This is a genomic window from Metallibacterium scheffleri (assembly GCF_002077135.1).
Taxonomy (GTDB): domain Bacteria; phylum Pseudomonadota; class Gammaproteobacteria; order Xanthomonadales; family Rhodanobacteraceae; genus Metallibacterium; species Metallibacterium scheffleri.
Genome location: NZ_LDOS01000002.1, coordinates 1,422,098 through 1,443,431 on the forward strand (window position 1 = coordinate 1,422,098; position 21,334 = coordinate 1,443,431).

The 21,334-nt window shown below is 63.0% G+C and carries 31 protein-coding genes; all 31 read right to left on the reverse strand.

The window, feature by feature from the left end:
• Window positions 1-86: 86 nt before the first annotated feature.
• Complete coding sequence (locus Mschef_RS11630; protein ID WP_081128613.1) at window positions 87-326, reverse strand: hypothetical protein; 240 nt, start codon at window positions 324-326, stop codon at window positions 87-89.
• Window positions 323-520: a type II toxin-antitoxin system HicA family toxin gene (locus Mschef_RS18450; RefSeq protein ID WP_081128615.1), complete on the reverse strand. Its 198-nt coding sequence runs from the start codon at window positions 518-520 to the stop codon at window positions 323-325. The genes Mschef_RS11630 and Mschef_RS18450 overlap by 4 nt, the downstream gene beginning before the upstream one ends.
• Before the next feature lie 86 nt (window positions 521-606).
• Complete coding sequence (locus Mschef_RS11640; RefSeq protein ID WP_081128617.1) at window positions 607-882, reverse strand: BrnA antitoxin family protein; 276 nt, start codon at window positions 880-882, stop codon at window positions 607-609.
• Window positions 842-1,114, reverse strand: coding sequence for a BrnT family toxin (locus Mschef_RS11645; protein ID WP_081128619.1), 273 nt, complete (start codon window positions 1,112-1,114; stop codon window positions 842-844). Before Mschef_RS11645 ends, Mschef_RS11640 begins: the two co-directional genes overlap by 41 nt.
• 338 nt (window positions 1,115-1,452) lie before the next feature.
• Complete coding sequence (locus Mschef_RS18135; RefSeq protein WP_081128621.1) at window positions 1,453-2,211, reverse strand: FkbM family methyltransferase; 759 nt, start codon at window positions 2,209-2,211, stop codon at window positions 1,453-1,455.
• On the reverse strand, window positions 2,208-3,305 hold the full coding sequence (locus Mschef_RS11655) for a glycosyltransferase family 4 protein (RefSeq protein WP_081128623.1): 1,098 nt from the start codon (window positions 3,303-3,305) through the stop codon (window positions 2,208-2,210). The genes Mschef_RS18135 and Mschef_RS11655 overlap by 4 nt, the downstream gene beginning before the upstream one ends.
• Window positions 3,302-4,567, reverse strand: a complete 1,266-nt coding sequence (locus Mschef_RS11660) for a glycosyltransferase family 4 protein (protein WP_081128625.1) — start codon at window positions 4,565-4,567, stop codon at window positions 3,302-3,304. Before Mschef_RS11660 ends, Mschef_RS11655 begins: the two co-directional genes overlap by 4 nt.
• 160 nt (window positions 4,568-4,727) lie before the next feature.
• A complete protein-coding gene (locus tag Mschef_RS11665) occupies window positions 4,728-5,621 on the reverse strand; it encodes an FkbM family methyltransferase (protein ID WP_081128627.1) in 894 nt (297 codons plus the stop codon).
• Window positions 5,618-6,775 carry a glycosyltransferase family 4 protein gene (locus Mschef_RS11670; protein WP_168708939.1) on the reverse strand — a complete coding sequence of 386 codons (1,158 nt, stop codon included), beginning with the start codon at window positions 6,773-6,775 and terminating at the stop codon, window positions 5,618-5,620. The genes Mschef_RS11665 and Mschef_RS11670 overlap by 4 nt, the downstream gene beginning before the upstream one ends.
• A complete protein-coding gene (locus Mschef_RS11675; protein ID WP_081128631.1) occupies window positions 6,751-8,001 on the reverse strand; it encodes a glycosyltransferase family 4 protein in 1,251 nt (416 codons plus the stop codon). Before Mschef_RS11675 ends, Mschef_RS11670 begins: the two co-directional genes overlap by 25 nt.
• Entirely contained in the window at window positions 7,998-9,461 is a 1,464-nt protein-coding gene (locus Mschef_RS11680) for an O-antigen polymerase (protein WP_081128633.1), read from the reverse strand. Before Mschef_RS11680 ends, Mschef_RS11675 begins: the two co-directional genes overlap by 4 nt.
• 28 nt (window positions 9,462-9,489) lie before the next feature.
• Window positions 9,490-10,788, reverse strand: coding sequence for a lipopolysaccharide biosynthesis protein (locus tag Mschef_RS11685; protein WP_081128635.1), 1,299 nt, complete (start codon window positions 10,786-10,788; stop codon window positions 9,490-9,492).
• On the reverse strand, window positions 10,785-11,120 hold the full coding sequence (locus Mschef_RS11690) for a polysaccharide biosynthesis protein (RefSeq protein ID WP_081128637.1): 336 nt from the start codon (window positions 11,118-11,120) through the stop codon (window positions 10,785-10,787). Before Mschef_RS11690 ends, Mschef_RS11685 begins: the two co-directional genes overlap by 4 nt.
• A gap of 302 nt (window positions 11,121-11,422) precedes the next feature.
• Window positions 11,423-11,611 (reverse strand): hypothetical protein, encoded by a 189-nt coding sequence (locus Mschef_RS11695; protein WP_081128639.1) that lies wholly within the window; start codon window positions 11,609-11,611, stop codon window positions 11,423-11,425.
• Window positions 11,612-11,673: 62 nt separating this feature from the next.
• The gene (locus tag Mschef_RS11700) at window positions 11,674-12,150 is read right to left on the reverse strand and encodes a hypothetical protein (protein WP_136256484.1); all 477 of its coding nucleotides are present in this window, start codon (window positions 12,148-12,150) and stop codon (window positions 11,674-11,676) included.
• A complete protein-coding gene (locus Mschef_RS11705) occupies window positions 12,147-12,452 on the reverse strand; it encodes a nucleotidyltransferase domain-containing protein (RefSeq protein WP_081128641.1) in 306 nt (101 codons plus the stop codon). Before Mschef_RS11705 ends, Mschef_RS11700 begins: the two co-directional genes overlap by 4 nt.
• Window positions 12,453-12,496: 44 nt before the next feature.
• Entirely contained in the window at window positions 12,497-12,784 is a 288-nt protein-coding gene (hepT, locus tag Mschef_RS11710; RefSeq protein WP_197686780.1) for a type VII toxin-antitoxin system HepT family RNase toxin, read from the reverse strand.
• A gap of 90 nt (window positions 12,785-12,874) precedes the next feature.
• Window positions 12,875-13,294, reverse strand: coding sequence for a type VII toxin-antitoxin system MntA family adenylyltransferase antitoxin (gene mntA / locus Mschef_RS11715; RefSeq protein ID WP_081128643.1), 420 nt, complete (start codon window positions 13,292-13,294; stop codon window positions 12,875-12,877).
• A gap of 2 nt (window positions 13,295-13,296) precedes the next feature.
• Window positions 13,297-13,596, reverse strand: a complete 300-nt coding sequence (locus tag Mschef_RS11720) for a nucleotidyltransferase domain-containing protein (RefSeq protein WP_081128645.1) — start codon at window positions 13,594-13,596, stop codon at window positions 13,297-13,299.
• 3 nt (window positions 13,597-13,599) lie between these two features.
• Window positions 13,600-14,025 (reverse strand): hypothetical protein, encoded by a 426-nt coding sequence (locus tag Mschef_RS11725; RefSeq protein WP_176212450.1) that lies wholly within the window; start codon window positions 14,023-14,025, stop codon window positions 13,600-13,602.
• A gap of 47 nt (window positions 14,026-14,072) precedes the next feature.
• On the reverse strand, window positions 14,073-14,378 hold the full coding sequence (locus Mschef_RS11730; RefSeq protein WP_081128647.1) for a nucleotidyltransferase domain-containing protein: 306 nt from the start codon (window positions 14,376-14,378) through the stop codon (window positions 14,073-14,075).
• Window positions 14,379-14,392: 14 nt separating this feature from the next.
• Window positions 14,393-14,878 carry a hypothetical protein gene (locus Mschef_RS11735; protein ID WP_081128649.1) on the reverse strand — a complete coding sequence of 162 codons (486 nt, stop codon included), beginning with the start codon at window positions 14,876-14,878 and terminating at the stop codon, window positions 14,393-14,395.
• Complete coding sequence (locus Mschef_RS11740) at window positions 14,875-15,177, reverse strand: nucleotidyltransferase domain-containing protein (protein ID WP_081128651.1); 303 nt, start codon at window positions 15,175-15,177, stop codon at window positions 14,875-14,877. The genes Mschef_RS11735 and Mschef_RS11740 overlap by 4 nt, the downstream gene beginning before the upstream one ends.
• Before the next feature lie 126 nt (window positions 15,178-15,303).
• Window positions 15,304-15,717 carry a type VII toxin-antitoxin system HepT family RNase toxin gene (gene hepT, locus Mschef_RS11745; protein WP_081128652.1) on the reverse strand — a complete coding sequence of 138 codons (414 nt, stop codon included), beginning with the start codon at window positions 15,715-15,717 and terminating at the stop codon, window positions 15,304-15,306.
• Window positions 15,702-16,121, reverse strand: coding sequence for a type VII toxin-antitoxin system MntA family adenylyltransferase antitoxin (gene mntA / locus Mschef_RS11750; protein WP_081128654.1), 420 nt, complete (start codon window positions 16,119-16,121; stop codon window positions 15,702-15,704). The genes hepT (Mschef_RS11745) and mntA (Mschef_RS11750) overlap by 16 nt, the downstream gene beginning before the upstream one ends.
• Before the next feature lie 2 nt (window positions 16,122-16,123).
• Window positions 16,124-16,423, reverse strand: a complete 300-nt coding sequence (locus tag Mschef_RS11755) for a nucleotidyltransferase family protein (protein WP_081128656.1) — start codon at window positions 16,421-16,423, stop codon at window positions 16,124-16,126.
• 189 nt (window positions 16,424-16,612) lie between these two features.
• Window positions 16,613-17,833 (reverse strand): group II intron reverse transcriptase/maturase, encoded by a 1,221-nt coding sequence (ltrA, locus tag Mschef_RS11760; protein ID WP_081128658.1) that lies wholly within the window; start codon window positions 17,831-17,833, stop codon window positions 16,613-16,615.
• A gap of 862 nt (window positions 17,834-18,695) precedes the next feature.
• Window positions 18,696-19,013: a nucleotidyltransferase domain-containing protein gene (locus tag Mschef_RS11765; RefSeq protein ID WP_081128660.1), complete on the reverse strand. Its 318-nt coding sequence runs from the start codon at window positions 19,011-19,013 to the stop codon at window positions 18,696-18,698.
• Window positions 19,014-19,017: 4 nt separating this feature from the next.
• Window positions 19,018-19,506 carry a ribonuclease HepT family protein gene (locus Mschef_RS11770; protein ID WP_081128662.1) on the reverse strand — a complete coding sequence of 163 codons (489 nt, stop codon included), beginning with the start codon at window positions 19,504-19,506 and terminating at the stop codon, window positions 19,018-19,020.
• A complete protein-coding gene (locus Mschef_RS11775; RefSeq protein WP_081128664.1) occupies window positions 19,503-19,802 on the reverse strand; it encodes a nucleotidyltransferase domain-containing protein in 300 nt (99 codons plus the stop codon). The genes Mschef_RS11770 and Mschef_RS11775 overlap by 4 nt, the downstream gene beginning before the upstream one ends.
• Before the next feature lie 8 nt (window positions 19,803-19,810).
• On the reverse strand, window positions 19,811-21,331 hold the full coding sequence (locus Mschef_RS11780; protein WP_081128666.1) for an O-antigen ligase family protein: 1,521 nt from the start codon (window positions 21,329-21,331) through the stop codon (window positions 19,811-19,813).
• Window positions 21,332-21,334: the final 3 nt, after the last annotated feature.

Sequence of the window (21,334 nt, forward strand, 5' to 3'; positions counted from 1 at the left end):
CCGCGTCCACCACTTGTTCAAATCAAGGAGAAGGTCTTCAGTCGCCCGCGCGCGGCGCTCTTGCGCGCGTCGAGTGCACTGCGCGGTTATGCGACGTTCTGCATCTTGTTCGCAAAGTCACGGCCCGACGTCGGTGGTGGAAGAGCCTTCCCGTCCTGGCGGTAGAGCGCAACGGCTTCCTCGACAACTTGACAAAGCTGCTCAAAGACGGCCTTTTCGTCCGTACCGTGGCACCCGCCGTAAATCAGCCCCGGAGAACTCCCGACAAAGCACTGGTCCTCCTCGGACCACTCGACGATCTTCGCGTATCGCGCGGTATCTTTCATGATTTTGACTCCTCAACGGCGCGCTTCACTGCGCGTACCTGATAGTGCTTCGCGTCGTCGCCAAGCGCACCAGATATTGCGATGGGTTTGGCAACCTTCGGGTGGACAAAGTTTCGGTGACTTCCCTTGCTGCTGCGGTCGACGAAGCCCGCTCGCTCAAGGTCGCCCACAAGCTCTCTTATTTTCGGCGGCACTCAGTCACCCTTCACGGTTCAGTCGCACACGCCCGAAGTAAGCGGCGCAACCCGCGCAGCGGGCTTGCGTCCGCTTGACCGAGTTGTTAACCAACAGCCCGCCTTGACTTGGGCGCTGACCTTTCAAGAACCTCGACCATGCGAGTTTGCCAGCCAGGCCCTGTGGACCTCCAGCGTGCAATAACCTTGGGAGGCAACCGCAAGGACAGTAGCTGACGTGGATTTGCGAGCTTCGGACGCCCGCGCCGCACCAGCTTTTCACCCTGATACAAGTCGGCCTCGGAAATCCAAGCGTCCGTGATCTCGGGCGGGATCTCCGCATCATGTGAGATAGGGTTGGAGTTTTTTCGCTTCGCGCTCATGACAATGCCTCATACTGATGATGCGTCTTGCGACGCCGCGCGGCGTCCATGCGAACACGACAAGCCGAGAATCGAGCCAACCCGCAGTGATGAAGCGAGGCTCGCCGTAGTCTTGGCGATCATCTGCACGTGTGAAGTGCGGCCCGGCAAAGGCCTCCTTGGCTCTGCGCATGTCCAAGCCGCGCTCCTGCAGCGTCCATTCGCGTTTTGCAGGGCGGCAGGTGATCCGCATGGACTAATTGTAGCTACAGAAAATGATGCTGTCAACAAAGTTGCGACCACGTTGAACCAGTTGACTAACAAGAAGTAGACGCTGCATCCGGGGTGTTGCACAAGATCGTCCGCCAGGCACGATGGTGCGTCAAGGCGGCTTCCCATGTCGCTCTTGAGCACGCGGCAGCCGCGCTCGATGTCAGACAGCGTCTTGTAGCTTGGCGTAACGAGTCGCCGCGCGCGCCACCCTTGTCATGAGCGCAGCGAAGATTCTCGCGCTGCGGCAACCCACCACGCCGAGATCCTTCGGGCCATGCCCTCAGGATGACAATAGAAAAGTGACAACGAAAACCTTTGTCATTCCGAGCGAAGCAAAGAATCTCGCTCTTGCTCTTGCTCCCGCCTCCCGAACAAGAAATCCGCCTGCACCGCGCGGCCGGCATGGTCGAAGGCCATGTTGTACGCGCCCAGCAACCCGAACCCGCGTTCGCGCAGCCAGGCGATCACTTCATCCGCCAGTGCCTGCCCTTCGTAAAGCTCGACAAACGAGCATTCGCAGTACACCCATGCGAACGCATCCAGCAGGGTTTCGCAGCCGCGCAGCGCTTGCAGCTCGTAGCCCTGCACGTCGAGCTTGAGCAGCGCCGGCGCGGCGATATCCGCGCGCTGCAACACATCCTCCAGCCTGCGCATCTCGATGTGGGCGATCGCGACCTCCGCCGTGCCCGGGAAAATCCGGTCCTGCTCGCTACCGATCGGCAGCAGCGAGGAGGAATCATCACGCGCCGATACGTGGATCGGCGCCTTGCCCGACGTGCTCGCGACCGCATAAGGATGCAACCGCACCCGGCCATCGCCGGCAAACACCTTGCTAAAAATCGCCGCCGGCGCCGGCAATGGCTCGAACGAGTCGATGCGCGCATCCGGAAAAACGTGGCGCGCCGCCAGCGCAAACTGGCCGCGGTTGGCCCCGATGTCCACCACCGCGCGGCAACCATTAAATTGCCGCAGAACCACCGCATGCTCCACGCCCGCCACCACGCGATGGCGTCGCAGCGCTGCGCGCCAATCGGCCACCCGCAGAATGCGCAACAACTTTGCAGCCTTGGCGGTCATGGCGCGCCGCCAATGATCTGCGCTTGCAGCAGCCTCCAACGCTGCGCGCTGGTCCGCTGCAAGCTCGCGAAGCTCGCCGCTGCGGCCACCGAAGCCGCCTGGAGCCTCTCCGGCGCCCGCATCCACGCCTCGACCTGCACCAAGGCCGCAGGCACGAAAGGTGCCTCGGGCGGGATCACGCAGCCGCACTCTGGGGTCACCACCTCGGGGATGCAGCCACGTCCATAAGCGATCACCGGCACGCCATGTTGCGTTGCTTCGTGGACCACCAGCGGCTCGGCCTCATTGGCATACAGGGTCGGGAAGATCAGGGTATCGATCCCGTCGAAAAACGCATCTTTCTCGGCGCCGTACTTGGCACCCACATACTCCACATTCGGCAAATCCTGCAGGCGTTGACGTACGCGCGTCTCGGTCGCGACGTCCTGGAACGGCCCTGCGATCCGGCCTTGCAACGACGCCCCGGGTTGCCGCAGCGCGGCCATCAGGTCCAGGAACTCGAAGATGCCTTTTTCAGCCGCGATGTTGCCCAGGAACCCCAGCACGCGCAGCTCGTGACGCGACCGCACCTGAGCCTGCTCGGATGAAGACACAAGAAACACCGCATTGGATACCGCGGCGACGTTGGCCGCGCCATAGAGCGTGCGCAACTGCCCCGCCATCCCCGCCGACTGCGTGATGTGCGTGGCCCGGCGGCCCGCCGCCCGCACCAGCATCGCGGTCAGGCGCCGACGCTCGTGCAGATAGGCAAAGCTGTGGTGGTGCACGAACACCCGCATCTTTCGCAGTCGCGCGAGGAGCAGAAAGGCAAGGTCATAGGTCTGGCCGGCCCCGCCCGAAACACCGATGTACAGCGCTGTGCCTCGCAAATGTCGGGTACCAGCCAGCCGTGCCAGCCCGCGCATGACGCGAGGCAACCGACCCAGCCGTGCCAGCATCGCCCTATCGAGGCTGGCCGGAGCCGTGTTGATCACGACCACACTTGCTGCCGAGGCCAACAGGCGTCCACGCACCGCAGCGTTCACCGTCGCCATGCCGTGCATGGGCGGTGGGAAGGTGCCGACCATCGTGACTTGCGATAAAGGCAGCGTCATGAGAGTTGCGCACCACGCTGCGCTAGCTGCAAGCGGCGTGCATCGATCGCCTGCAGAACCGAAGCACCATATGCGTCCCACGAATGCGCGCCTTGCACCTTCTTGCGTGCCGCATCGCCCAACTGCTGACGCAACTCCGGCTGTTCCGTCAATCGACGAATGGACTCCGTCAGGACAGTCGCATCGCCTGCAGGAACGATCAAGCCGTCGCAGTCATCTTCGATCAGCTCACCCGAACCGTTGTTGGTGGTAGTCACAACCGGCAAGCCCGAAGCCATGGCCTCAAGCACGACTAGCGCACAAGCATCCTCAAGAGTTGGAAGTACAAACAGATCTGAGCTCCGCATCGCCTCAGCCACACCGCCCGGCAAAATCGTGCCTTCGTAAACCACGTTTGAGGGCAGTCCGCCATCGAATACCTCGGCACTGACCATTGGGCCAATCAGGCGAAAACGCACGGGCAGGTCGCGGCAGCGCCGCGCAGCGTCGAGCAGCACACGGACGCCCTTGCGGTGCGAAATCTGCCCGACGTACAGGCACTCCAGTGGACGCTTGTCCGGCGCCGATACTTGCTGCAGCCCTGGGTGGAATGCACGCAGGTCGACGCCATAGGGCAGCAAGGCGATCTTGTCGGACGGGACACCATGTGCCAGCAATTGTCCGGCGACAAAGCGCGATGGCACCAACACCAAATCGGCCAGGGACAACTCAGCCTCGACACGCCGACTCATCCAGCCCGGAATCATCTCGTGGTGCGAAGCCTTCAAGCCTGCCAATGCCACAAGAAAGCGATTGTGCTCGTCCGGATGACTGTTGACGAAATTCAACACGGTCAAGCCACCCTGCTGCCGCATGATCCGAAAGCTCTCGAGACTAGCGCCGTACATGCCCACCAAGGCGTCCGCGGGATGCATATCCAAACGCCGCGCTACTGCTTGATCAAATTGCGCTTTAACCCGGTACATCCTGCTAGTGGCTAAAGCCGGGAAGCGCGAACCAAACAGCCGTCTCGTACTGATATACGCAAGTTCTGAAAGTATCGCAAGGTTGGTCGCCTGCGCAGCGGGAATGCCAGCGTAAGCGCGCCTGGAAAACACCTTGGCAAGTTTTGGCCCGATCAATGGCAGCCGCTGCACACCCGGCTGCCATCGAGCCAAATAAAGTGTCGTGTAGAAGCGCTCAAGCTGCGCATGGGCAGTGGCCGCCTGCGCAATAGAAACGATAGCGTTCTCGCGGTATGGCGTACTGATGAGTAATTGCATTTCTGGCACCCCTAATTTTTTTGTGGAATAACAGGCTGTGCCTCATAAATCCGTCGCATTAATCATTCACGACCGCTCGTGAATCACATATCCGTCTTCCGATATGCCCGCGTTGAAGGAATAACCTAGTACCCCTACGTTCTACCCTGTCGGACAGGGCTCAGATGTCCCCTCCACTCCACATGATCGGCCGCGCGGTCTGGAGCCGCTGTTGTATCGCTGAGGAAGGGCGCACGTACAACGTGTTGCCTGTTTTCGAGTATGTTTCCAGTGAAGCGAGTTGACGCGCAAAGGGCTCGTAACGCATTGGCTGGAATCCGAAGCCTAGGAGTTGCGAATGAATGTCGGCATCGTTGAAGCCATAACGGCCGCCAAGTCCGTTGAGCTCGATCAGCACGGCCCACAATGTGTCTTGAGCCAGCAATTTTTGCGCACCAGACAAAACCTCAGTTTCGAAACCTTCCACATCGATCTTTATCATGAGCGGCGCGGTGCCATCGGCGATACGGTCCAGGGTATCGGCGGCAATGCGCACCGCATTACCAGTAGCCCCCTCTTCAAGAAGCACATGATTCGTCGAGCCCTCCTGCGTGGAGAACGACAGTTCGCCTTGCTGGCTACTAACGCCGATATTTCTTGCTTGGATCATGGCGCCGTAACGGTTGACAGCGATGTTGTCCAATAACTGATGATAAGTATCGGGCACTGGCTCCAGCGCCAGTGCCTTCGCCCCACGCCCGGCGGCGATCAGGCTATAAGCACCGACATTGGCGCCGACATCCACGAGCAAATCACCATCCCGCAATAGATGGGCCGCGAAAGCCATGTCCTCGAATTCCATCAGACCAACATAGAGGTTACCGGTGGCTCCATGCATCCCCGTGCGGACCAGCAAGCGCGTGCCGTCAACGAAGGGCATGGCGACTGGCGCCTTCAGCAGACGGCTTCCCAGCTGCCAGCGAAAGATCCGGGTCAGGGTTCCCAATCGATCGCGGCGCCCCAGCGGGTGGTTGAGGTAGTAATTCAAGGTGCGCCACGGGGCGGTGAGTTTCATGTGGGTGGCTTTTCGAAAACTGTATGCACAATGCGTTCGAAATCCTCGGCCCACCGCTCTGGCGTATGTCCCTTGATCTTATCGGATGAGGTTTTCCCCATGCGCTCGCGCAACGCACCATCCTGGGCCAAGGTCAACATGCGCTCGGCTAGCGCCGCACTGTCTTCCGGCGGCACGATGTAGCCGTTGACGCCTTCTTCGATGCGGTCGCGAATTTCACCGGCGGCAGTGGTGCTGATGACCGGCAGACCGCATGCCATCGCCTCGTCTACCACCAAGCCATAGGGGTCGCCAAGTGTAGGGAACACGAAGACATCGCTTGAGGCGTAGTAGCGCGGCACCTCGGGCTTTTGCTTGAAGCCCGCGAACACCACATGGCGCAGGCCGCGTTCGATGCAAAGCTGCCTGAGCTTGGCCTCGTCCGCACCATCGCCTACCAGTAAAAGACTGATCTCGTTACTGAAGCGTGCCTGGACAATCTCGTATGCCTCCAGCAGATAGTCGAGCCCCTTCCCCCACCAGAGGCGGCCCACGTAAATGAAGGTCGTGCCGTGCAGTCCAAGGTCAGTACGCAGCTGCTCACGATTTTGCCGGGCCAACCGCGCGCCATTCGCGTAATGCGACACATCGATGACGTGTGGCGCATAGAAGATCTTTTCGACACTTGCGCCCGCGCGCTCGGCGAAGCCCCTGCCATCATCGCCGACCGTCACGATCGCATCGACCCTCCTGAAGAGCCAGCGCTTGATCCAGGTCTTGTAGGCGCGGCGTTTGATCCAGCGATCGAACGTGACTTCGGCCCAAAAGCCCGTCTTCGCGCCGCGCAGCTTCGCGACCAGCCAGCCCAGGATGAACACCGGCTCGGCATAGAGGCTGACCAGTACATCAGGCCGACGCCCAAACGACGGCAAAGGCCAGTGCAGCACGCGCTTGCCGATGCGAGTCGTCGGCAGATACCGGAACTTGAAGCGCCAAGTGGATTCATCCACATCCCAACTTCGGCCCGGCTCGATGCGGTCGTTGAACCATGCCTCGAACTCGAACGCGCCGCGATCAGCGAGCACATTGAAGCGCTCGACCATGTAGGGCGATGGGATGTTGTTCCAGTAGACCAGGAATGACTTTGCCGTCATCGAGACGCGCTCATCCAGCATGACAACCGCCTTGCCACTGCCACTCGGTAGTTGACCCATGTGAACTCGCCTGCCCGTGTCGTCGCATTCAGCGCCATCGTCTTGCGTAGAGCCGGCGCCTGCTTCAGTTCCTGCATCCGCTTGGCGAGCACGCCCACATCCCGCGGCGGCACGAGGTAGCCATCCACACCATCGCGGACGATATCGCCGTGGCCGTTCGAGGTCGTGAGCACCGGTAGGCCGCAGGCCATCGCCTCGATTACCACCAGGCCCATGCCCTCGATGAGAGTCGGAAACGCGAATACGTCCGCCTGCCGGAACAAATCAGCCAATTGCGCGCGTGGCACATGCGGCACATGCCGGAACAGATGGCGCCAGGGCTTCAGCGCGGTGCCGTTGTCCTGCATCTGCCCTACTAGGGTCAACGTGGTTTTGGCGTCTTGGATCTGCTCGTAGGCCTTGAGCAGGTAAGAAAGGCCCTTGCGCTGGCTGAGCTGTCCTACGAAGACGATGTTGAAGCTGTCGTCCCACGCAGGCTTGGGTTCGCCCGGGCGAAACAGGGACGTGTCCACCCCGTAAGGGATGACTTCAAGCTTTTCAGCAGGCACGCCCTCGGCGATGAAGGTGTCGCGGACGAAGCTGGAACCGACCAAGACGTGATCGGCCAACTCGATCTCGCGATCCAGCTGCGCGATCTGCCATGTTGGAAGGTCATGGCCGTTGAGTGTCGCGGCAAAGTTGGGTTCAAGCTCGGCCTCCTCCTGCAAATAGCGACGGGTGTAGGCATGATGGGCGAGCGAATAATTCAGTACACAAACCGCACCACGCGTTTTGGCAGCCAGAAACGCTGGTTCTGCGCAACCCCAACTGGCAACGACCATGCTTTCATCGCGGAATGCTCGTGCGCCTGCGTTGGCGATCGCCTTTGCCCAGCGATGCATCAAACGGATTCGCGTTTGCCTGTTCCGCATAGTGCTGTGTGTAAGCCGTGAATGTGCCGCCATCACGATATCCCAGCCCAGAGCTGCTTGTTGGATGTGTTCACTGATCAAGCGAGCTGGCATCACGCGTCGCCCGAAGGTTTGCGCATAGGCCGAACGCAGCCCCGGGATACTCGCAAGAATACGCTCTCCTGCGCGCCCCATATTGGCGTATGGGCGCACATAGCGGGATAGCATTCCCTGCTCGGCCAAGCCCGCAGCCAATTGGTTCAATTCCGGGAATGAACTATTAATGACCAGGATCATTTGTGACTCGATGATTCGATGGTGCTGCGGCTGCGCGAAAACGCGGGAGATTTGCCCCAACGAAAACGGGTGATCCACATCGCAAGTACCAAAGGCACTACCATGAACAGCATGCGCGACAGGGTGTCGGGCAGGGTTCCGCGCATCAGAATTACCACGAACGGCAAACCCATGCTGTAGATCAGCAGTGCATTGATATGGCCCTGATAGCGCAGAAACCACCGCCACGACATAGCTAGAACGACGCCGGTAAAAAACATTCCGAGTGCGACACCGATAAAACCGCTATCAGCATAAAACGGCCCAATGATGGAAAACGCAGCCGATGCGCGCGAGGCAGCGTAATGTGCCGGCCACAGCGCATTCACTACAGCACTGTTCATGACCAGCGGCTTATTGGGCCATAGTGGACGCGGTACAGCAGTAACAAACAAATCGGTGAACACACCAGCAGGCTGGTAAGCCAGCTTGCTTGGTACCACGATCAATTCATTCGTTATTGAATCGAACATTTCATTGTCCGACCCGGTCAATATTTCCTTGAATTGTTGGCCGGGCGCAGCCAATGCACTGAACAATATTTCGGTCTTGTCGCGATTCGCCGAGGTAGCAACGGTTCTAACTTCACGCTGCCATCCCATGAGGGAAATCCCGACAATCGCACCAATGATCAGTATACGCGCGGCGGGACGCCGCTGCTTCCAGAGATACCAGAAGGTTGGGACCGAGAGCACCAGAGGCAACAACTGGCTACGTGTACCACTTGCCCCATAGAAAATGATCAACGGCAAGGCCGTGGCCATGAAGGCAATATAATATCTCCTGCGCTTCACCGTAATGGCCAGAGCAAAAAATATGAGCGCCGATGCCGCCCACATCGAAATGCCATTATAAAAGTATCCAGTCGAACCCAAATAGATTGCATTGTCCTGACCGGATCTCCCCTTGAGCAAAAAAAGCAACAGGCTCAAGCCACCGCCTTTTGCAAGAAAGATGCTGAACAATGCCCCTCCGAGTAAGAAGAACATCCATGCTGCTGACGCAGCTCTCCGAGGCTGAAAAGCAGAAGCGTGCGGGAGATACTTTGCCCATCGAGACGAAAAATTGCTGTGGTAGCCCAATTGGAACGCCAAAATACCTACCAAGACCACCATTAATGCCAAATTGAATGTCGGCATGATGGGATAACCAAGATGCATCGTTCGCTCCGTCGCAAGATCCGCCAACGGACGGCCAATAAACATCATTGCCATCGCAATCACGCCGAGCACAAGTGGCTCAAATAAATCAAGCGTACCAAGCAGGGTGCGCAGCAGCACTGGGCCGAGCAGAGCAAGAATGACAGCGTTGAGAAGCAAGCTGCGAAGTCCAATTCCCGCCAGCCAGATCGCTGTCGCCATCAAGCTGCCGATGAGCGCGAGTTCCCCCAGCACAAGAAAATTTCGTTTAGATCGGCTCATTGCCCATGTCTCATGAAATCTGGAAATCTCATGGCTGCGATGCCCCGTCGAGTGTGGCTGAATCCATATCCCGCTCCGGAATTGAAGTGCCGCTTGACAGTGACGATCGCCATGTGAACCAAACCGCGACGGCCAGAGAACCCGCAGATGCAGCTACCACCGCCTGCGCTGCACCAAGTACACCCCAGACCGGAATGCCCACGGCCAACGCTGGAATGCCAACACCTAGACCGACCAACTCGGCGATAGTCGAAGCGAAAGGTCGCCCCATTCCGCGAAGTCCGTCGGCCAACACTCTGTAGACCGCACCAAGTAATCCGGCGAACGTCAGGGCTTTCAGGATCGGCGATGCGGGCAAGAATGCGCTCCCGTAAACCAAACGCAGCAAGGGAGATGCCCAGAGCAGGACCACGAGCAAGGCCAATGTTCCACCTAGTCCTGCAATGCCTGCAAACTTTAAGATAATCTTCATCTGTTCCTGGCGCTGGCTGCACTTTGCCACCTCGGGCAACACGACTTGACCAAGTGCGAAGCCTTGCGCCCGCAATAAACTGGCCCCGGCCAGTGCTGCCATGTACAGCCCAAGATCATGTACTCCAACCAGCATCGTCAGCGCCAGCACGTCGATTTGCAGCCCACTGAACGGCTGTAACGTACCGATATGCGCCGACAAGCCGTAGCGCAAGTCGCCCCAGAGCGTCTTCACATCGAACCAGCCAAGGGGGGACTCTTGACCTCGGCGGACCAGCATCGGCAAGGTCAAACTCAATGCCAGGGCCAACGTCAGCACATTGCTCAGCAGATTAGCTGATACCACGCTTTCCACATTCATGTGGCCAAATGCCCAAAAGAGCACGAGCAGAAGAACATAGCCAGCAGATACACTCAACCTGACTACATTGAATCTTGCGTACTGCCCGGAGCCCTGTTGGATGGCATTGATGTAAAGCGTGAGCAGATTGAGCGGCACATAAGCCAGTAGATAGAGAACTGCCAGATGTGCCAGGACGGTGCCGTGACTCGCTAGCACCACGGGCAACAGCCAAATTCCGAGTGCCGCCAGTACCAACCATTGCAGACCCGCTGCAACTAAGCCATTGCCAAGCAATTGATGGCGCCGCGCAGGCTCTTTGGCGGATGCATAGGTATATGCAACCGGAATACCCACATTACCTAGATAGGCAAAAAGTGCTGCCCAACTGATCACCGCAGCCAACTGGCCGCGCCCGTCTGGCCCAAGCCATCGAGCGACCAAGATCCCAGTAACCAAACCGATGAGCTGGATCGCGATCTGGGCACCGCTGGTGTAGAAAATTGCCCGCCTCATGATGGAGGCAAAAATGGAACATGCGCCGCTTGGCGGGCTAAGTCCGCGAAGCCACGACGGCGCTCTCCGATCATCGTGCGTGCGCGGCACCGCGCGGCTTCGCGTACTGAGCGCGCGGTCATGTCGTTGCCGGCCGACTGCGAGAAGCCCAGATCAGCCATCAACAGATAGGTGGGGATGGCCGCCAAGATCAGCCATTCGCCATAGAGCTGCGTGCCCCAGGCGTGCAGCAGGATCGGCACGCCCGCCAACTGGATGACGACGGCCACCAGTTGCCCGTAGGCGTTGGCGCCCAGGCCATGCAGGATGCGGCGGGTGACGTGGCGATCCATGGTCAGGCTTGGCCCTCGGTGGCTGCGCCGCAGGCAGGCGCTGGCCCTCGTGTTGCCTGGCCGTCTACGGCACGCAAGGCGTTGCGCAATTCCGTCAGCGCCAGTCCGACGGCCCTGGTATGTGCAAAAGGCATCCGCCCCCCGATCCATGTCAGCGCTGCGCACGCCGCGGGTGCGCGCCATGTGCTTCGGCGTCAAGGTCCGCGCCGTGGCGCCGTGAGTATAGAAGCCCGATCGCAGCGAAAGCAGCCGTGCCGGCTCAAGGCAATCTTACGATTACGACAGGATGCCATTACGCGGGCTCATCGCGCTTCGGTGCGCGTGATTTCGCGCGCCACGACGCGCGCGAGGATGCACGGCTGCAACGGCACGAAACCGGCGGCATCGGTCAGGTGACGGCTGAGAGGCGCGCCGTGGCTGGCGCTGTCGCCCGGCACGCGCACGCCGAGGGAAACGCGAAGAGCGAGATCCTTCGCTGCGCTCAGCAACATGACAAAAGCACGGGATGACGCGGCGTGAGCATGGTGGCTTGTTCGCGGGTCAGGCACATGGGTTATTCCAAGCCGAGGCCGAAACGCTGGCCGATGTGTTGCAGGATCGTCTCGATGCGGGCGGCAGCGTCGAAGCCTTGATTGAGGTAGGCGGCGCGCAATGCGGGTTCGTCCGGGTATTCGTGGGCAACGTGGTTGCGCAGGGCGCGCAGTTTTTCCCATGATTCGGTGCTTTCGAGCAGGCCGAGCTTCTCCAGCCGGTTGAGCTTGTCCAGCATGGGCCGGTCTTCGTAGGGCTCCTGCAGCACATCGAGCACCGCCGGAAACAGACGCGTGTCCAGCACGTCTTGCAGCTTGCCGAAGCGCAGCACGAATTGATCGATGTCCTGCACGGCGTCATCGTCGAGATCCGCCAGCGTGGCGGCGCTGAGCGGCCTGCGCGGCGCGATGGAGGCCAGCGCATGGCGCATGTGGTGGCGGTGGCGCAGGGCTTGCCGCCACACGTCCTGCAAGCGCTGTTGATGGGAGTCGCCGCTCACAGCAGCACCCCCGTGACCTTGGCGGTCGTGATGATGTCGCGCGCGGCGCCCAGGACCGGTGCGTCGAGGATCAGATCGATCTTTTGTTCGCCAAGCGCGCGTTGCAGTCGTGCCAGCATCGCGATGCTGTCGCGGGCCAATGCGTCGGGCTGGGTTTGCGTGGTTTGCACCAGCAAGTCGATGTCGCCGCCGCGCTTGGCATCATCCACGCGCGAGCCGAACAGCCACACGCGCGCATCGCTGCCGAAGACCTCGGCGGCGGCGCTGCGGATGATGGCGGCTTGTTCGGGAGTCAGTCGCATGGGGTCAGCGGGTTTGCAGGTTGTCATTGGGCATGACGCATGGCCTACAGCGCGAACGCGCCGAAATCGTCCAGATGTCGATGCACGATGCGATGCACGATCTGCCAGTCGATGGCACGGTAGCTGTGCACGGCCACGTTGCGGAAGCCGACCGCGCCGCGCAGGCGTTGCGCAAACCCGGCGTCGAGCACGCCCGCGTCGGCGAGGCGCGCGAAGGCTTCACCCATGGTTTGCGGCGCGGGCAGTCCGCTGGCGGCAATCCAGTGCGCTGCGATGTCCACGCACAATTGCACGGCGCGCGTCAGATTCACGGCGACGATGGTCTTGCGCATCGATGTCACGCGCGAGGTCCTCGGCAAGTGGCGGGCACTTGTCGTGGGGGCGCCGCGTGCATAGCCGCGGCGATTCGACTTTCTGCTCGATCAGCGCCCGATCCATCGCTGCCTCCGCGCGTCGAGGATGCGCCTCTGCAGCGGCACGAAGTCGGCCACATCGGTCAGGTGACGGCTGAGCAGCGCGCCATGCCGGGTGCTGTCGCCCAGCACGCGCACACCGTGGCTGAGGATTTGCCCGAGCAACAGCTCGCCGGCAGCGGCCAGGTCGATCAGGTCCACCGGGCGGCCGGTGGCCATCGCCAGATCGCTGATCAGGGCGATGATCTCGTCGGCGTGCAGCGGTCGATCGGCGCCCACGGCCAGATCGAGGTCGCTGTCGGGCCGCGCCGTGCCGCGCGCCAGCGATCCGAACAACATCGCGAAGTTCACCTGCGGGTGCCGCGCCAGCACGGCGCGCAGTTGGCTGGCCAGCGGCTCGGGCGCGATGGGGTTGGGCTGCGCGGTCATGTTCACAGCTCGATCCCGGTTTCATGAGCGATACGCACGATGGCGCGGGTGTCATCGGGGTGCTGGATGACGACATCGATCTTGCGCTCGCCGAGGCTTTCCTCGAGCTTGCCGAGAAAGCGCACCTTGCGCATGAAAGACTCGACTGCGGGCAGTTGCGCGGCTTCGATCAGCAGATCGATATCGCCGCCGCGCTTGCTGTCGTCCACGCGCGAGCCGAACAGCCACACGCGCGCGTCGCTGCCGAATACCTCGGCGGCGGCGCTGCGGATGATGGCGGCTTGTTCGGTGGTCAGGCGCATGGGTTATTCCAAGCCGAGGCCGAAACGCTGGCCGATGCGTTGCAGGATCGTCTCGATGCTGGCGGCCGCGTCGAAGCCTTGATTGAGGTAGGCGGCGCGCAATGCGGGTTCGTCCGGATACTCGTGGGCAAAGTGGTTGCGCAGGGCGCGCAGTTTTTCCCATGATTCGGTGCTTTCGAGCAGGCCGAGTTTCTCCAGCCGGTTGAGCTTGTCCAGCATGGGCCGGTCTTCATAGGGCTCTTGCAGCACATCGAGCAAGGCCGGAAACAGGCGCGTGCCCAGCACGTCTTGCAGCTTGCCGAAGCGCAGCACGAATTGATCGATGTCCTGCACGGCGTCATCGTCGAGATCCGCCAGCGTGGCGGCGCTGAGCGGCCTGCGCGGCGCGATGGAGGCCAGCGCATGGCGCATGTGGTGGCGGTGGCGCATGGCTTGCCGCCACACGTCCTGCAAGCGCTGTTGATGGGAGTCGCCGCTCACAGCAGCACCCCCGTGGCCTTGGCGGTCGTGATGATGTCGCGCGTGGCGCCCAGGACCGGTGCGTCGAGGATCAGATCGATCTTTTGTTCGCCCAGTGCGCGATGCAGCCGGGCCAGCATCGCGATGCTGGCCCGGGCCAGTGCGTCGGGCTGGGTTTGCGCGGTTTGCACCAGCAGGTCGATGTCACCACCGCGCTTGCTATCGTCCACGCGCGAGCCGAACAGCCACACGCGCGCGTCGCTGCCGAATACCTCGGCGGCGGTGCTGCGGATGATGGCGGCTTGTTCGGGGGTCAGACGCATGGGTGGGATTGGATTCAAGGCGCGTGCGGATTCGCGGGCAACAGGCCCAACCGCCGGCCGAGACTGCGCAGGCGCAGAATCACACCGGCCAGGATCTCGGTGGCCTCGCGGATGGCCTGCAGCACCTCGGGCATGGCAGCGGCTTCGAGGTCGTAATCGTGGGTGAGGCGATTGCGCAGGGCGCGCAGTTCCATCCACACCTCGGCCTGCTCGATCAAGTCCTGACGCACCGCCCAGTCGATCACGTCCGCGAAGCCGCGATAGCGCTCGCCGATCATCGCGTGGGCGTGCCGCAGCGCGGCGGAGAGCTGGTCCTGCAGCTTGGTGTAGCGGTCGTTGATGGATGCCAGGCGCTCGAGCACCTCGGCATTGTCGAGATCGCCGGGCGCGAGCGCCTTGGGCAGGCGCTCCAGCGAATAACGCAAACCCGACTCGATGCGCGTCAGCACCTGCAGTTGCTGTTGCAGCAGGGCCTGCTGCTGGGCGAACAGGGCGCTCATGCCAGCGGCACTCCGGTGAGGCGCGCGATTTCGTGGATGGGTTGCGGACGGGTGCCCACCGCGCGCACCACGATGTCGATGCGCTGCTCGCCCAGCCGTTGCTGCAGCAGGCTCCACAGCCGTGCTTGCCGCTGCACCACCGAAGCACTGGTTTGCGCGGTTTCCAAATACAGGTCGATGTCACCACCGCGCTTGGCGTCGTCCACGCGCGAGCCGAACAGCCACACGCGCGCGTCCGCGCCGAAGACCTCGGCGGCGGCGCTGCGGATGATGGCGGCTTGTTCGGGGGTCAGGCGCATGGGGCTGTTCAATGGGCTGCGGAGTGAGACTGAGATCCTGCGCTGCGCTCAGGATGACACGGCGGAAGCGCGGAGAAGCGCAGGTGTCTTTCGCTGCGCTCAGGATGACTGACCATTTGCAGGTTGTCATTGGGCATGACGCATGGCCTCCAGCGCGAACGCGCCGAAATCATGCAGGTGCCGATGCACGATGGTGTGCACGATCTGCCAATCGATGGCGCGGTAGCTGTGCACGGCCACGTTGCGGAAGCCGACCGCGCCGCGCAGGCGTTGCGCAAGCCCGGCGTCGAGCACGCCCGCGTCGGCGAGGCGCGCGAAGGCTTCGCCCATGGTTTGCGGCGCGGGCAGTCCGCTGGCGGCAATCCAGTGCGCTGCGATGTCTACGCACAATTGCACGGCGCGCGTCAGATTCACGGCGACGATGTCTTGCGCGTCGATGTCACGCGCGAGGTCCTCGGCACGTGGCGGGCACTTGTCGTGGATGCGCTGCGTGCATAGCCGCAGCGATTCGACTTTCTGCTCGATCAGCGCCCGATCCATCGCCGCCTCCGCGCGTCGAGGATGCGCCGCTGCAGCGGCACGAAGTCGGCCACATCGGTCAGGTGGCGGCTGAGCAGCGCGCCATGCCGGGTGCTGTCGCCCAGCACGCGCACGCCGTGGCTGAGGATTTGCCCGAGCAACGGCTCGCCGGCAGCGGCCAGGTCGATCAGATCCACCGGGCGGCCGGTGGCCATGGCCAGATCGCTGATCAGGGCGATGATCTCGTCGGCGTGCAGCGGTCGATCGGCGCCCACGGCCAGATCGAGGTCGCTGTCGGGCCGCGCCGTGCCGCGCGCCAGCGATCCGAACAACATCGCGAAGTTCACCTGCGGGTGCCGCGCCAGCACGGCGCGCAGTTGGCTGGCCAGCGGCTCGGGCGCGATGGGGGTGGGCTGCGCGGTCATGTTCACGGCTCGATCCCGGTTTCATGGGCGATACGCACGCTGGCGCGGGTGTCGCCGGGGTGCTGGATGACGACATCGATCTTGCGCTCGCCGAGGCTTTCCTCGAGCTTGCCGAGAAAGCGCACCTTGCGCATGAAAGTCTCGACGGCGGGCAGTTGCGCGGCTTCGATCAGCAGGTCGATGTCGCCGCCGCGCTTGGCGTCGTCCACGCGCGAGCCGAACAGCCACACGCGCGCGTCGCTGCCGAAGACCTCGGCGGCGGCGCTGCGGATGATGGCGGCTTGTTCGGGGGTCAGGCGCATGGGCTGGTTCAATGGGCGGCGGCGTGTAACCGGGATCCTTCGTTGCGCTCAGGATGACAGGGAACCTGAGGTGCGATGCGGCTGCATGTCAACTCGAATCCGATAGGGGTCGGGAAGGCTCATCACCTCCCCGCCCTCCGAACCGTGCGTGCGGTTCTCCCGCACACGGCTCTCCAGTGGGTGGTTGCTTCATCGAGATCGGCACGCCAAGGCATGGGCTTGGGTTAACGTGAAAAGCCCCTGCTGAGCGAAGTAGCTATTGGGCCAGCGCTGATGGTCCTCGCGGGTGTGACCGTGCCCACGCCGACCCTCGTATGCACGAAGGATAGAGCGCAGACGCCGGCGGATAAACCCGTCGAGCTTGCTGAAAGTGATCCGGTGGGCATGCCTGAAGTACTGGTACCAGCCCCGCAGCATCGGGTTGATCTGGCTGATGATGCTCGCCAGCGAACGCCCCTTGGTACGCGGCGTGTGCTGTCGAATTTTGTCCAGCATCGCGTTCCAGCTCTTCGTGCGTACCCGGCGTTGACCGGCCTCGAACCGATAGCCCAGAAACTCGAACCCGCGGCCTACCTGTCGGCAGTCGCCGACGTGGGTCTTGTCCGGGTGCAAGGTCAGCTCGTGGGCGTCCACCCACGTGCCAATCTCGGCCAGCGCACGTTGCGCCTCATCCGCGGTCTGACACAGCACCACGAAGTCATCGGCATAACGCACCATCCGATAGCCGCCTGCGGCCATCGTCTCGTCGAGCCCATGCAGGTAGATATTGGACAACAGCGGACTGATCACCGCACCCTGCGGCGTACCGCCCGTGGGGATCCAGCGTTCCAGTCCCGCCATCACTTCCTGCTTGAGCCACGATTCCAGCAAGCGCAGTACGCGGCCATCCGCGATCTGCTCGCGCACCCGCGCCATCAGACCGGCGTGCGGAATGCTGTCAAAGTAGCCGGCAAGGTCGGCATCCACCACATGGCAATACCCCGCCCGCAGCAGTGCATCCACCTCCCGCAGCGCACGCTTGGCACCGCGGCCGGGCCGAAACCCGTAGCTGTGTGCGCAAAAGATCGACTCGAAGATCGGCTCAATCACCAGCCGTACCGCCGTTTGCACCACGCGATCCTTCACCGTCGGTATCCCCAGTGGACGGGTTTGGCCCCGCCCTTTGGGAATCTCGACCCGCCTGATCGCTTGGGGCCGGTACGTGTCACTGCGCAGCGCCCTCGCCAGCTCGTCGAGGTAGCGCTCGGCATGGGCCGCGAACGCGTCCACACTTTGACGATCCACCCCGGCCGCTCCGCAATTGCGCACCACCCGTCCCCACGCCGCTTGCAGCGTCGCCGGACGCATCACCTTGTCCATCAGGCTGAACCATTTTCCTCCCTTCACGCCGTTGTCCAGCGCTGCCAACATTCGGTCCGTCCATACCGAGGCTTCCACCCAACTCCAATCGCGAGTCTGGGTATCTTCATCGTGCTTAGCCGTTACCGGCACTTGCGATGAGTTTGCGTGCATCGTTCTCAACCTCCCGAATCCACCTTCCTGCCTCCCTTCCCTCCACGCGGTTTTGCTAGCCGCGCTTCGCGGACCTCAACTCAAGATCCTGCGGTACTACGAAGGCTCTGACTCCCGCACCCGTTCACATCGGGCGCGGGTCTCCCCGCTTACTGCATCGCACCTTCCCAATGTTCCGTCCCCAACCACACGGTGTGCCCGATCATCGCTTTGACAGCCACCTCAGCGTGATCGGTGAGTTCCAGGCTTCGCCATGAATGAGCAGGCTCGCCGCAACACCCCGCCGAAACGGGTTCGCTTTACTACGGACCATCAGTTCGCTTCCGGTTGCTCTCCACCCCGCCTCTCAGCGACGCAGTTACCTTCAACTACAGGGCCTGTGGCTTGCCCCGACGCGGATTTGCACCGCGCTGATACGATGCCCTCACGGGCGCACTCATTCCCGCGAAGGCGGGAATCCAGTGACACTTGCGGACTGGATGACCAGCTTCGCTGTTGGTGAAGCGCCTCCCGCCTGCGCGGGGATGACGAGGCGAAAGCGCGGGATGGCAGTTTTCAGTTGTCATGCTGAGGCCGACGGCCGAAGCATCTCGCCTTGGGGCGTGGCGATGACGCGAAAAGCGAGATCCTTCGCTGCGGTCACTCTCCAGGGCCGGCAAATCGGGCGCCGGCTGGCGACGCCAGTCCGCAACTGACTCGGTGAGTACGCGGGCGTGCTGGTCGGCTTCCCAGGCAGCGGCAGCAAGTCGGTTGTGCGCGATCATGCGTCCACCATCAGGATGCCGTGGCGCTGGGCCTCGGCCACCACGGGGCGTGGATCGGGCTCGCCCTGCGCGGTGATCACCATATCGATGCGCTGCTCGCCAAGGCTGCGATACAGGCGTGCGGCATAACGTGTGCGACGCCGCACCAGCTCGGCAGGCGCGAGCCGATCACGGGTTTCGATCAGCAGATCGATGTCGCCGCCGCGCCTGGCGTCGTCCACGCGCGAGCCGAACAGCCACACGCGCGCGTCCGTGCCGAAGACCTCGGCGGCGGCGCTGCGGATGATGGCGGCTTGTTCGGGGGTCAGGCGCATGGGGTCAGTGCTCCTCGATCAGGCCGCGACGCGTGAGATCGGCCAGCAGGGCGCGCGCGGCCCTGGCAAGTATGTGCAGATGCGCGTGCGCCGTCTGCAGTGCATCGGCCAGTATGGCCGGGTCTTCGATGTAGTCGTGCACCATGCGATTGCGCAATTGGCGCAGCGCCATCCAGTGCTCGGCAGACTCGATGATGCGCCAGCGTTCGGCACGATCGAGGTTGTCCGTCATCGGCCCGACAGGCTCACCGAGCGCGGCGAGCCATGCCGGCAGCAGCTTGTCGCCAACCGTATCCTGCAGGCGGCCGAAACGGCTGACGAAGGCATCCACGCGCTCGGCCAAGTCGGCATCCTGGCGTAGTGCAAGTGCTTGCACGGGCGTGAAGGGCACGGCGAACAGTCGCTGATCGGTGGCCTCGGCGTGCGCGACCTCGCGCGCCACGACACGCGCGAGGAATTGCAAACGTTGCCGCAAATCCGCGGGTGTATTCACAAGCTCACCCCCTGGCTTCTGGCGATATCGTGAATGGGCAGGCGCAGCAGATCCGGCGCTAACAGCAACACATCCACTTTGCGTCCATGCAGGCCGCGTTGCACGCGTGCAGCCATGCGCGCGGCGCTGAACGCAGGGTTGGCAATGGGCTGGTCGCATTCGATCAGCAGGTCGATGTCGCCGCCGCGCTTGGCGTCGTCCACGCGCGAGCCGAACAGCCACACGCGCGCATCGCTGCCGAACACCTCGGCGGCGGCGCTGCGGATGATGGCGGCTTGTTCGGGAGTCAGGCGCATGGGTCTGTTCAATGGGCTGCGGAATGAGGCCAGGATCCTGCGCCGCGCCCGGCACCCACAATCGTTTCCAGGCGATGCCTCGATTCCCGTCCTCTGGAGCTTAGATCGACCTTGCCGCCGCGCGCCAACCAGGCGCACAGTATCGCCAGCGTGGCCTCCAGCGCCAGCGTGCGCAGCGCGTAATCGACCGTGGCGTGCAGCAGCAGCACCAGCACGCCCGCGGCCGCGGCGCGCGCGATCAGCGCGGACAGCGTGGCGTTGCCAGCGGATGGATCGTCAGCGATCGGCGCGCGCCACGCACGCAGGCTGCGCCACGCCCATCCACCCACGAAGGCCAGCATCAGCAGCAGCGCGGGGATGCCACCTTCCAGCCACAGCTCGAGGTAGTCGTCGTGGGCGTGGTTGACGTAGGGCGGGATCAGCGTGGCGCGCGCCTGGAACTGCGGCAGCACATGCACGAAGCTGCCGATGCCGCTACCCAGAAAGCCATAGTGTTGGGCGGCGATCCAGGTGGTGCGCATGATCCACCAGCGCGCATCCTCGAACGGGTCCTGATGCAAGCGCGCCAGCACCGCGTACAGGCCCCACTGCAGCGCCAGCATGGCGATGACCAGCAACGCCAGCGCCATGCGCCGTACCAGCCGCGGCTTGACCTGGCCGGCGCGCCAGGCCAGCACCACGATGGCGACCAGGGTCAACGCGCCCAGCGCCACGCCGGCGCGCGATTGCGTCAGCAGCAGCGCCACCAGCAGGGTCGCCAGCGTGACCCACCACGCCGCCATGACCAGCATGCGACGCGCCGCGCGCGCACCCGGCTGCAGCCACAGCGCGATCAGCCAGGCGGCGCTCAGCAGCATGCCGATGTTGAGCAGGTCGGCGAAATGATCGCGATTGGCGAAGAAGCCCTCGGCGCTGGTGCGCTGGGTGTAGGCGAACAGCCGCAACGGGCTGTCCGGCCCACCCGCCACCTGCGCGAAACCCAGCAGCGCGCCGGCCAGCGCCAGCAGCGGGATCAGCAGGGTGAGGCGCAGCAATTCGCGCCGCGAGAGCGTGAGCGCGGCCAGGAACAGGGCCGCCGCCGGCAGCATGGCCAGCCACGCACGCCAGGTGCCGGCCGGATCGAGGCTGAGCGGCGCCCAGTGCGGCGCGATGCCGACGCTGGCCTGGTCCGCGGCCAGCGCGGCGCGACCGGGCAACGCGGTCCACAGAGCGGGCGGCAACGGCAGCAACTGCAGCAGGGGCAACAGCAGCACCGCCAGCAGCAGGATGCATTCGGCGCGATGGTCACGCAGCAGGTGCGCGGGCCACGCCGCCACCAGCAGCACCGCCAGCAACAGACCCAGCGCGATGACGATGGCGTCGCCGGGCAGGCCTTGCATGGTGCCGCCGCCGAGCAGCAGGGCCGCGGCCAGCACCAGCATGGCGCAGGCTGCGATCAGCCGCTGCGGCCAGGATCGGGCGTGATCGGAGTGCGCGGTGGTTGAAACGAACGCGGCCCGGCGCAAGGCCGGGCCGGGGATCGTGACCATGCG

What these genes read in the sequence shown, in the direction of transcription:
- Mschef_RS18135 (WP_081128621.1), bottom strand. Translation starts at nt 2,211, where the DNA reads ATGACCGCCAAGGCTGCAAAGTTGTTGCGCATTCTGCGGGTGGCCGAT.
- Mschef_RS11780 (WP_081128666.1), bottom strand. Translation starts at nt 21,331, where the DNA reads ATGGTCACGATCCCCGGCCCGGCCTTGCGCCGGGCCGCGTTCGTTTCA.
- hepT (WP_197686780.1), bottom strand. Translation starts at nt 12,784, where the DNA reads ATGCGCAAGACCATCGTCGCCGTGAATCTGACGCGCGCCGTGCAATTG.
- Mschef_RS11640 (WP_081128617.1), bottom strand. Translation starts at nt 882, where the DNA reads ATGAGCGCGAAGCGAAAAAACTCCAACCCTATCTCACATGATGCGGAG.
- Mschef_RS11720 (WP_081128645.1), bottom strand. Translation starts at nt 13,596, where the DNA reads ATGCGCCTGACCACCGAACAAGCCGCCATCATCCGCAGCGCCGCCGCC.
- Mschef_RS11665 (WP_081128627.1), bottom strand. Translation starts at nt 5,621, where the DNA reads ATGAAACTCACCGCCCCGTGGCGCACCTTGAATTACTACCTCAACCAC.
- mntA (WP_081128654.1), bottom strand. Translation starts at nt 16,121, where the DNA reads ATGACCGCGCAGCCCACCCCCATCGCGCCCGAGCCGCTGGCCAGCCAA.
- Mschef_RS11675 (WP_081128631.1), bottom strand. Translation starts at nt 8,001, where the DNA reads ATGATCCTGGTCATTAATAGTTCATTCCCGGAATTGAACCAATTGGCT.
- Mschef_RS11725 (WP_176212450.1), bottom strand. Translation starts at nt 14,025, where the DNA reads ATGCGCCACCGCCACCACATGCGCCATGCGCTGGCCTCCATCGCGCCG.
- Mschef_RS11670 (WP_168708939.1), bottom strand. Translation starts at nt 6,775, where the DNA reads ATGCTGGATGAGCGCGTCTCGATGACGGCAAAGTCATTCCTGGTCTAC.
- Mschef_RS11695 (WP_081128639.1), bottom strand. Translation starts at nt 11,611, where the DNA reads ATGTTGCTGAGCGCAGCGAAGGATCTCGCTCTTCGCGTTTCCCTCGGC.
- hepT (WP_081128652.1), bottom strand. Translation starts at nt 15,717, where the DNA reads ATGGATCGGGCGCTGATCGAGCAGAAAGTCGAATCGCTGCGGCTATGC.
- Mschef_RS11705 (WP_081128641.1), bottom strand. Translation starts at nt 12,452, where the DNA reads ATGCGACTGACTCCCGAACAAGCCGCCATCATCCGCAGCGCCGCCGCC.
- Mschef_RS11775 (WP_081128664.1), bottom strand. Translation starts at nt 19,802, where the DNA reads ATGCGCCTGACTCCCGAACAAGCCGCCATCATCCGCAGCGCCGCCGCC.
- Mschef_RS11730 (WP_081128647.1), bottom strand. Translation starts at nt 14,378, where the DNA reads ATGCGTCTGACCCCCGAACAAGCCGCCATCATCCGCAGCACCGCCGCC.
- Mschef_RS11755 (WP_081128656.1), bottom strand. Translation starts at nt 16,423, where the DNA reads ATGCGCCTGACCCCCGAACAAGCCGCCATCATCCGCAGCGCCGCCGCC.
- mntA (WP_081128643.1), bottom strand. Translation starts at nt 13,294, where the DNA reads ATGACCGCGCAGCCCAACCCCATCGCGCCCGAGCCGCTGGCCAGCCAA.
- Mschef_RS11655 (WP_081128623.1), bottom strand. Translation starts at nt 3,305, where the DNA reads ATGACGCTGCCTTTATCGCAAGTCACGATGGTCGGCACCTTCCCACCG.
- Mschef_RS11685 (WP_081128635.1), bottom strand. Translation starts at nt 10,788, where the DNA reads ATGAGGCGGGCAATTTTCTACACCAGCGGTGCCCAGATCGCGATCCAG.
- Mschef_RS11660 (WP_081128625.1), bottom strand. Translation starts at nt 4,567, where the DNA reads ATGCAATTACTCATCAGTACGCCATACCGCGAGAACGCTATCGTTTCT.
- ltrA (WP_081128658.1), bottom strand. Translation starts at nt 17,833, where the DNA reads ATGTTGGCAGCGCTGGACAACGGCGTGAAGGGAGGAAAATGGTTCAGC.
- Mschef_RS11690 (WP_081128637.1), bottom strand. Translation starts at nt 11,120, where the DNA reads ATGGATCGCCACGTCACCCGCCGCATCCTGCATGGCCTGGGCGCCAAC.
- Mschef_RS11765 (WP_081128660.1), bottom strand. Translation starts at nt 19,013, where the DNA reads ATGCGCCTGACCCCCGAACAAGCCGCCATCATCCGCAGCGCCGCCGCC.
- Mschef_RS11630 (WP_081128613.1), bottom strand. Translation starts at nt 326, where the DNA reads ATGAAAGATACCGCGCGATACGCGAAGATCGTCGAGTGGTCCGAGGAG.
- Mschef_RS11735 (WP_081128649.1), bottom strand. Translation starts at nt 14,878, where the DNA reads ATGAGCGCCCTGTTCGCCCAGCAGCAGGCCCTGCTGCAACAGCAACTG.
- Mschef_RS11645 (WP_081128619.1), bottom strand. Translation starts at nt 1,114, where the DNA reads ATGCGGATCACCTGCCGCCCTGCAAAACGCGAATGGACGCTGCAGGAG.
- Mschef_RS11740 (WP_081128651.1), bottom strand. Translation starts at nt 15,177, where the DNA reads ATGCGCCTGACCCCCGAACAAGCCGCCATCATCCGCAGCGCCGCCGCC.
- Mschef_RS11680 (WP_081128633.1), bottom strand. Translation starts at nt 9,461, where the DNA reads ATGAGCCGATCTAAACGAAATTTTCTTGTGCTGGGGGAACTCGCGCTC.